Here is an 8,111-nt window from a genome sequence, read left to right as displayed (position 1 = left end):
AAGGAGGAGAGATAATGTATTATGAAGTTAATGTAAAATGCGTAATATGTGAACCAATAACAACTAGATTTTTCTGTGTGTTAGAGACTCTTGATGGCAACTATATGGTACCTATAAATGTCTCTGAATCAGGGGCGGAATCAATTTTTGTAGAGCTTAACGAGATTGTCCCACCAAGGCCAATGACCTTTGATTTTATATCAGGTATTCTATCAGCTATAGATGATGTGAAATTAGAGAAGGTTTTAATCTATGATGTTGAAGATTGCGTATTTAAAACTAAAATATCTATCAACCATAATGGACTTGTCAAAGAAATTGAATGCAGAGCTAGTGATGCAATAGCATTGGGTCTACGCATAAAGGCTCCTATTTTTATTGACGAGAAATTATTAAATTATAAAAAATGTATCTGTAAAAGAAGTTTAGACCAAAAAGGCAAAAAAGTACTAGAAGAGATATTAGTTGATCAAAGAAATATCTCTAATCATTAGTTTTTAAGTAATTTAATATATAACTATAATCCTCAGGGTAATCAATATCGAGGATAATACCTTTATCATTTATTTTTTTATGTAACACCTTTTCTTTATGTTTTTTTATTATCTCTCTTAAGGTAGGCTCAAAATAAATCTCTTTAATTAATTTATAAGGAAATATGGTAGGATGACCTCTTTTGTCTTGATAGGTGGGTATAACAATCTTATACGGGTGATTTAGATATTCATCTATAATTATATTAATTGTTTTTGTCATTACAGCCGGCTGATCAGCAAGGGCAATCATTAATCCGGTTTTATCAGATATTTCCTTTTCCCTTTTTATTATGCTGTTAAGAGCGATTTTTATAGAATCCGACATTTGGGAATTAATATTATTATTTATACATACATTGATTGGGTATTTATTTATTAAATTATTTAAAGGGTTCATATCATAAGTTACTAAGTATATTTTATCTATATTAGATTTTAATAAGTTCTCAATAGTGCATTCTATTATAGTTTTATTACAACTTAGGGGTAATAAATATTTATTTGATTTCATTCTTTTTGACTTGCCAGCAGCAGGGATTATACTATATAATTTCATAACAAATTATACTATAAAATAATTGGAGAGTCTATGATCAGTATTCAAATAAGCGGATTCATTGGTTTTATTATACTAATCCTAGATATTTGGGCAATTGTTAATGTAATAAAAAGTAAATCTAGTGTGAATATGACTGTTTTTTGGATAATCTTAATCTTGATTTTACCATTAATAGGCTTAATATTATGGTTGATATATGGCCCTAGAGCTTATATGAATGGGCATAATACAAGGAGGTGGTAAATATGTCAGGGAGAGATGAGTATTTAAAGAATTTAAATGAGAAATTAAAGAAGTTAGATGAAAAGCTTGATGAGTGGTCAATTAAGGTAAAAGAGTATTCTGGGAAAGCAAAGGAGGAGGCAAAAAGCAAATTAGAACAATTGAGAAAAGAGAGAAAAGATTTGGATAGCTTTATATCAAAGCTAAGTTCAACAACTAATGAATCATGGAAGGAATTAAAGGGGAAAACAGAAAAGTTATATAATAATTTGAAAGAAAAGTTTGAGAGCTATAAAAAAAATAAAAAATAAAAGGAGCGCAAAAATGAAAATTAAAAATTTATTTTACACTTTTTTGGTTGTAGCAATATCTGTTGTGGTTATTTCATGTGAAAGACCTTCAGAAGAAGAAAAGGTTACTCCAAAACAAGAAAGTGCTGAAGAGCAAGTAAAAGAAACACCAGTTGTTGATCAGGTAAAGGAAAAGGGTGAGGATATCTATTCAGAAATAAAGAAATCTACCTTCGATAAGAAAGAAGATTTCATTGATTGGTTAAACAAAAAATCTGATGGTATTAATAAAAAACTAGCTAAAGTTGAAAAAAAGTTTAGTGAAGCTGATGAACAGGCAAAAGAACAATATAGGGCAACTATTGAGTATTTAAAAGAAAAGAAAGCTCAGCTAGATGAAAGTATTGAAAATCTAAAAAGTGAAACTGAAGAAAATTGGGAAACTGCAAAGGAAAACATTGCAAATATTCTAGACGATATAGATCAGGCTTTCAAAGATTTTGAAGAATAATATATATTAGGCATACATAAGTGATATGCTTATGTATGCCTGCCTAATTTCATTATTATCATTTAGAAGAGTATATGGAGTTTTTTATGAGAGAGATAAAGATTTGGTTTAATAAAAAACTTGCCGAAAGAGCTGTTGAATCTCTAAGAAAGAATAATTTCAAAGCTTGTTATTATGATGATAGAATGGGTGCCATATCTTATATCGAGGATATAATAAAAAAAAATGATACCATTGGTTTTGGTGGATCAATAACAGTCTTACATGATTTAATGATTTTAGATGTAGTAAATATGTATAACAAAAAAGTTTTTAACCACAACGATCCTAATCTAACAGCTGAAGAGAAACATGAAGTAAGACGAAAGGAGTTAACAGTTGATCTTTTTATTACCTCATCAAATGCAATCACATTGGATGGTAAGCTTGTTAATGTAGATGGCATAGGTAATAGAGTAGCTGCTATGATTTTTGGGCCAAAAAAAGTTTTAATAATAGCAGGAATTAATAAGATTGTTGCAGATCTTGATAGTGCCTTGAAAAGAATAAAACATATAACACCTATGAATACTAAGAGGCTAAATTTAAATACCCCTTGTGCTGAAACAGGTTATTGCATGGAGTGCAATAGTAAAGATAGGATATGCAATGCTACAACAATTTTAGAAAAAAAACCTAGTAACTCTGATATAGAGATAGTGGTTATTGGGGAATCCTTAGGTTTTTAATGAGTAATGAAAAAATTATATTTGCCCATGATAAAATTGGCTTTGTTGAATGTTTAAATAGTCTAGGTGATGATTTAACTGTTGTTAACTCCGCTAGAGTTTCTTTTGGTAAAGAATCAAAAAAATTAACTGACAAAGACAAAAGGCTTATAAGATATTTGTATGAACATAAACACTGGACACCCTTTAGTCATGTTATTTTTCAATTTAGAATAAAAATGCCTTTTTTTGTCGCTAGACAATGGTATAGACATCAAATAGGATTAACAAGAAATGAGATAAGCAGAAGGTATGTTAAAGAAAAGCCTCAATTTTTTATGCCTGACTATTTTAGGATAAATGCAAAAAAAATAAAACAGGGTAGCCTGGATAAGGTTAACGATAAGAATGATCATTATATAGAAAAGCTAAATGAGTTTTACAAATATTCCTATAATTTATATAATGAGATGTTAGAGGTTGATATACCAGCTGAGCAGGCAAGAATAGTTTTACCACTTGGAGCTTATACTGAATTTATAGAGACAGCTAGCTTAGCAGCCTATATGCGTGTATATAGTTTGCGAGTTTCAAAGGATGCACAGAAAGAAACAGCTTTTTATATTAAAGCTATTTTTAGATTTGTTGAGGAAATATGCCCCATTTCTTCAAGTCTTGTTAAATAATATTTCTTATTTTATCTATAATAATATTTTAAGATTTACCCAATTTTTAAACAGTTCTTTTGTTGTAAAATTTTAATTTTTTAATAAATTGATATAATTTATTTAGAATATATATTAACCAAATTATGATCTATACAATATTAAACAAGATTAGATATAGATATATATCAAAAGGTGGTTATGGTGAATTTTTAGCTTTAGCAACGCCACTTATTTTGACAACAAGCTCTTGGTCTATACAACACTTTGTTGATAGGATGTTTCTGTCATGGTATTCACCTGTAACTATAGCAGCAGCTATGCCAGCTGGCGCTATGAATTTTACATTTCTAAGTTTATTTTTAGGCACAGTAACATACACAGGTACGTTTATAGCTCAATATTATGGCGCAAAACAATATGATAATATCGGTTCAATTTTATGGCAGGGGATATATCTAGCCCTTATAGGTGCTGCTTTAATAGGTTCCTTAACTTTTTTTTCTAGTAAAATATTTAATTTAGTGGGACACGCTGGAGAGATAAAGGTAAATGAAATTATATATTTTAACATTTTATGTTTAGGTGCTTTTCCCATGCTGTTATCAGCTTGTATATCAAGTTTTTTTTCAAGCATAGGCAAAACGTGGATAGTTATGTGGGTAAATTTTATTGTTACTGCAATAAATATTTTATTTGATTATCTTTTGATTTTTGGTATCTCTTTATTTCCTGAAGCTGGTATTAAAGGTGCGGCAATTGCAACAGTTATAGCTAGTATTTTTAATGTTTTAACATATGTAATTATTATAAATATGAAAAATTATAATAAAACGTATAATATTACATCTAATAGTTCATTTAAAATTTATTTATTTAGCAAGCTAATAAAGTTTGGTTTTCCTGCAGGTGTACAGTTTTTTTTAGATATGGTTGGTTTTTCTATTTTTGTTTTATTTGTTGGGAAACTCGGTGTTGTAGAGCTAGCTGCAACAAGTATTGCCTTTAATGTTAGTACCCTTGTCTTTCTACCAATGATTGGCTCAGGGATTGCTGCCTCAGTATTGGTTGGGCAGTATTTGGGCAGAGGTATACCAACTTTAGCTGAAAAAAGTATATATTCAGCCTTTCATCTGGTTTTTGTATATATGCTAATTGTGGTACTCCTTTACTTATTTACGCCTGATATTTTTATCAAACCCTTTATCAAAGGGGAATTTACTGAAAATTATGTAGCTATATACAACTTAGCAATTATACTTTTAAGATTTGTAGCATTATATTCTATATTTGATACCTTTAACATAATATTTGCTGCGGCTTTAAAAGGCGCAGGGGATACAAAATATGTAATGAAAATTATAACTATACTATCATTTTTTGTATTAATTGTTCCAACCTATTTTGCTGTTGAATTTTTCAATCAGGATATTTATATATTATGGTGTATTTTTTCAATATATATAACATTATTGGGCCTTTTTTTCTATTTTCGCTTTAAAGGTGGAAAGTGGAGGTCAATGCTTTTAATAGAAGATAAAAAAATCTTTAATCATGTATAGTTTTGTTATATTATATACATTAAACATTTAATAGGAGATAGAAAACAATATGAGGTATTGTAAATATTACTTTTTTATATTAATATTTTTTGCTATGTTAACATCAGTTTTTGCTTATAAGGTAAAACATTTTGATAATGGGCTAACCTTGATATATAAGAAATATAATGATTCTAATGTTGTTGCAGTTGATTTTTGGGTGAAAACTGGATCACTCTATGAAAACAACGAGAATAATGGTGCAAGTCACTTTATGGAACATATGTTTTTTAAGGGAACTAAAAAGAGACCAGGCAATATTGCTGATTATATTAAAGCATTGGGTGCAACCTATAATGGAGCAACATCACAAGATTATGTTCATTATTTTATAGAGGCACCCAAAGATAAACTTGCTGAAAGTATTGATATATTGACAGATATGCTTGCAAACGTAGATCTAACAGAGAAAAAGTTTAATGAAGAGAAGGGTGTTATATTGTCTGAACTTGCCACCCGCAAATCTGAACCTTTTACAAATTTGTTTGATTCCTTTGGGGAAGTGATATTCGATCCAACTTATCCATATAGTAGACCTATTGGTGGTGATTATGATGTTGTCAAGCAGATGACCCTTGATGATCTAAAATATTTCTATAAGCACTTTTATACAAAGGATAGAATAACTGTTGTTGTTGCGGGAAATTTTGATGAAGAGTCATTAGTATCTTTGACTAAGGAGAAGACGGCAAATATAAATGAAGCAGGAGAGAAAGTTGAATTTGATTTTAATCCACCTGCGCCAATAAGCAAGCCAAAAATAGTAAAAAAAGAGATGCACACAGGTGGTATTGCATACTCAAAGATTGGCTGGATCGGCACAGATGCGTTAAGCGATGATTTCCCCGCGCTACTAATGCTTGGTTACGTTTTAAGTGGTGGCGAGAGTTCAAGATTAGATCAAGAAATTGTAACAACAGGTCTTGCTTCTTCTATAATGCTAGATTTTTCAGCTTCAAAATTGATTAATGATTTTGGGTTTGTATATGTAACTTCACCTGATAATGTAGATAAAGTTAAAGATATCATCTTAAGTGAGGTTAAAAAAATATCTAATGGTGATATAACAAATGAAGAATTAGAGAGAATGAAAATATTATATGAATCAAGTTTTGAGATGAGTAAAGAAAGACCAATTTCTTTGGCCTCAACTTTAGGTTTTTATAATACTGTGGCGAATCTTGATTTGTATGATAATATCATTAAAAGAATTAGAAGAATAGAGGTAGATGATATTGTAAGAGTCTGTAGGAAGTATTTAGGAAGTAATAACTATGCATTTTTAACTATACTTCCAGAGGACAGTAAATAATGTGTAGCTTTAAATATTATAAAAGAATTGTTTTATTTGTTATTATTATTTTAATATTAATTTTATATTCGGAGTACAATCTTATGGCTAGTGATTTTATGTCTAATATAAATGAGTTTTCATTAAATAATAGGATGCACGTTATAACATATAATAAAACCACATCTAATGTGTGTTCAGTACGAGTAGGTTTTAAGCTACCTATAAGTGTCGAGGAAGAGAATAAAATAGGTTTGAGAAATTTATTAATACATGTGATGACAAGAAATACTAAAAACTATAATTCAAGGGAACTTCCAATAGCGATTGAAAGTATTGGTGGAAATATATCCCCTATAGTTAGTAAAGATTATATAGGTGTTTCTGGTGTTTCTTTATGTAGATATACACCAGAACTAATAAATATAATAAAAGATATTTTATATAACCCATCATTTGAAGGTTTTGAAGAAGAAAAAAATATTGCCTTGCAACAATCTAAAGCTGTAAAAGATGTATGGTCTGAGGCAATGGAGATGTGGATTTTTAGAAGTCTTAAGACTAAATATAGATATGAAACTATAGGTTATCCTGATACAATTAAAAACATTAAAAAAGATGATATAATTAATTTATATAATAAATACTTTGCTGGCAATAATCTAGTTTTTGTATTAGCTGGCAATCTTGATAACATAGATAATCTGGATAACGTTATAAGAGAATTCGATATTGATATGGGCAAAAAATATACATTATCAAGCCCAGTTGAACCACCTTTAACAGAAAATTTTTACACTGAAAATAGGAATGTTGATACATCCGCTTTTGTTCTGGGCATAGATGCCCCTCAAAAGAAAAGTGATGATTACATTGATTGGCTATTCTTTTCTACTTACTTGTCAAATAAAATGGATGATGAAATTAGACAAAAAAGAGGTTTAGCATATTCAGCAGCTTCTAGTTTATTAAGTATGATATCAAATAGTTATCTAGTGGTAAGATCAGATATTAGTAGTTCTTCAAATATAGATGACGCTTTAAATATTGCTAAAGATTATTTAACAAAAGATTATATAGCTAATATAAATACTCAAGATTTTAATCTAGTTAGAAATATGGTTGTTGGTAGTTTGTCAAGATCGAACCAGACTTCAAGCGAGATAGCTTCTACATTACTATCGAACTATTTAAATAATATTGCTTTAGATTATTATGAGAAGTTATTAGAAAAAGCTAAGAAGGTAGTCTTAGCTGATATTATATCTTTACAATACGTAATACCAAAAAAACCCCAATCTATTATTGAGATAATAGGCAAAAATTAAAATATAATAATATATACTAACTTAAATCTAATTGTTTATATATTTTTTTTACAAATAACTATTTATCGCATCCCTTAGGTACGATGCATATAAATTTAAAGTCTCCATCTCCATCATTTTTAAATTGATGTGTAGTATTTGATTGTATAAAAGCTACAAAACCTTCTTTAATATTATGAAGTGTATCATTTATGTAAAGTATACCCTTGCCCTTAATGATATAGTTGATATGAGGCCAAGGATGACTGTGTTTTGGCGTAAAACCACCATATTTTAATGTAAATATTCTCATAATATAATCATCCCAACCTTCTTTTTCTCCAATTGCAACTTGTTTGTAAACATCTTTCAGATTGTCACCTTCCAATTTTATCATTTTCAATTCTTTTGAATCTTTTATA

General features: G+C 29.1%; 11 protein-coding genes. 9 read left to right on the top strand and 2 right to left on the bottom strand.

Annotation, left to right across the window (positions count from 1 at the left end; translation table 11 throughout):
• The first annotated feature begins 14 nt into the window (after nucleotides 1-14).
• The gene (locus SVN78_06650; GenBank protein ID MDY6821284.1) at nucleotides 15-494 is read left to right on the top strand and encodes a bifunctional nuclease family protein; all 480 of its coding nucleotides are present in this window, start codon (nucleotides 15-17) and stop codon (nucleotides 492-494) included.
• On the opposite strand, the gene SVN78_06645 is transcribed toward SVN78_06650, so the two are convergent.
• A complete protein-coding gene (locus SVN78_06645) occupies nucleotides 484-1,092 on the bottom strand; it encodes a nucleotidyltransferase family protein (GenBank protein ID MDY6821283.1) in 609 nt (202 codons plus the stop codon). The genes SVN78_06650 and SVN78_06645 overlap by 11 nt on opposite strands.
• A 33-nt stretch (nucleotides 1,093-1,125) precedes the next feature.
• Here SVN78_06645 and SVN78_06640 point away from each other — a divergent pair, with 33 nt between their 5' ends.
• From SVN78_06640 to SVN78_06605, 8 genes are all read left to right on the top strand, one after another.
• Nucleotides 1,126-1,338 (top strand): PLDc N-terminal domain-containing protein, encoded by a 213-nt coding sequence (locus SVN78_06640; GenBank protein ID MDY6821282.1) that lies wholly within the window; start codon nucleotides 1,126-1,128, stop codon nucleotides 1,336-1,338.
• Nucleotides 1,339-1,340: 2 nt separating this feature from the next.
• A complete protein-coding gene (locus tag SVN78_06635) occupies nucleotides 1,341-1,628 on the top strand; it encodes a hypothetical protein (protein ID MDY6821281.1) in 288 nt (95 codons plus the stop codon).
• 13 nt (nucleotides 1,629-1,641) lie between these two features.
• Nucleotides 1,642-2,118, top strand: a complete 477-nt coding sequence (locus tag SVN78_06630; GenBank protein ID MDY6821280.1) for a hypothetical protein — start codon at nucleotides 1,642-1,644, stop codon at nucleotides 2,116-2,118.
• An 86-nt stretch (nucleotides 2,119-2,204) separates the two neighbouring features.
• Nucleotides 2,205-2,846, top strand: coding sequence for a lactate utilization protein (locus tag SVN78_06625; protein ID MDY6821279.1), 642 nt, complete (start codon nucleotides 2,205-2,207; stop codon nucleotides 2,844-2,846).
• Entirely contained in the window at nucleotides 2,846-3,511 is a 666-nt protein-coding gene (gene thyX / locus SVN78_06620; protein MDY6821278.1) for an FAD-dependent thymidylate synthase, read from the top strand. The genes SVN78_06625 and thyX overlap by 1 nt, the downstream gene beginning before the upstream one ends.
• Nucleotides 3,512-3,636: 125 nt before the next feature.
• The gene (locus SVN78_06615) at nucleotides 3,637-5,052 is read left to right on the top strand and encodes an MATE family efflux transporter (GenBank protein ID MDY6821277.1); all 1,416 of its coding nucleotides are present in this window, start codon (nucleotides 3,637-3,639) and stop codon (nucleotides 5,050-5,052) included.
• 94 nt (nucleotides 5,053-5,146) lie between these two features.
• A complete protein-coding gene (locus tag SVN78_06610) occupies nucleotides 5,147-6,403 on the top strand; it encodes a pitrilysin family protein (protein ID MDY6821276.1) in 1,257 nt (418 codons plus the stop codon).
• Between the two features lie 83 nt (nucleotides 6,404-6,486).
• Nucleotides 6,487-7,710 carry a pitrilysin family protein gene (locus tag SVN78_06605; GenBank protein MDY6821275.1) on the top strand — a complete coding sequence of 408 codons (1,224 nt, stop codon included), beginning with the start codon at nucleotides 6,487-6,489 and terminating at the stop codon, nucleotides 7,708-7,710.
• Between the two features lie 58 nt (nucleotides 7,711-7,768).
• On the opposite strand, the gene SVN78_06600 is transcribed toward SVN78_06605, so the two are convergent.
• Nucleotides 7,769-8,086 (bottom strand): cupin domain-containing protein, encoded by a 318-nt coding sequence (locus SVN78_06600; GenBank protein ID MDY6821274.1) that lies wholly within the window; start codon nucleotides 8,084-8,086, stop codon nucleotides 7,769-7,771.
• Between the last annotated feature and the right edge of the window lie 25 nt (nucleotides 8,087-8,111).

The sequence above is a fragment of the Deferribacterota bacterium genome (assembly GCA_034189185.1).
Taxonomy (GTDB): domain Bacteria; phylum Chrysiogenota; class Deferribacteres; order Deferribacterales; family UBA228; genus UBA228.
This window is presented reverse-complemented; position numbering and strand designations above follow the sequence as displayed.

Coding starts and splice junctions, on each gene's coding strand:
- SVN78_06645 (MDY6821283.1), bottom strand. CDS start 1,092: ATGAAATTATATAGTATAATCCCTGCTGCTGGCAAGTCAAAAAGAATG.
- SVN78_06615 (MDY6821277.1), top strand. CDS start 3,637: ATGATCTATACAATATTAAACAAGATTAGATATAGATATATATCAAAA.
- SVN78_06605 (MDY6821275.1), top strand. CDS start 6,487: ATGGCTAGTGATTTTATGTCTAATATAAATGAGTTTTCATTAAATAAT.
- SVN78_06625 (MDY6821279.1), top strand. CDS start 2,205: ATGAGAGAGATAAAGATTTGGTTTAATAAAAAACTTGCCGAAAGAGCT.
- thyX (MDY6821278.1), top strand. CDS start 2,846: ATGAGTAATGAAAAAATTATATTTGCCCATGATAAAATTGGCTTTGTT.
- SVN78_06640 (MDY6821282.1), top strand. CDS start 1,126: ATGATCAGTATTCAAATAAGCGGATTCATTGGTTTTATTATACTAATC.
- SVN78_06600 (MDY6821274.1), bottom strand. CDS start 8,086: ATGATAAAATTGGAAGGTGACAATCTGAAAGATGTTTACAAACAAGTT.
- SVN78_06635 (MDY6821281.1), top strand. CDS start 1,341: ATGTCAGGGAGAGATGAGTATTTAAAGAATTTAAATGAGAAATTAAAG.
- SVN78_06630 (MDY6821280.1), top strand. CDS start 1,642: ATGAAAATTAAAAATTTATTTTACACTTTTTTGGTTGTAGCAATATCT.
- SVN78_06610 (MDY6821276.1), top strand. CDS start 5,147: ATGTTAACATCAGTTTTTGCTTATAAGGTAAAACATTTTGATAATGGG.
- SVN78_06650 (MDY6821284.1), top strand. CDS start 15: ATGTATTATGAAGTTAATGTAAAATGCGTAATATGTGAACCAATAACA.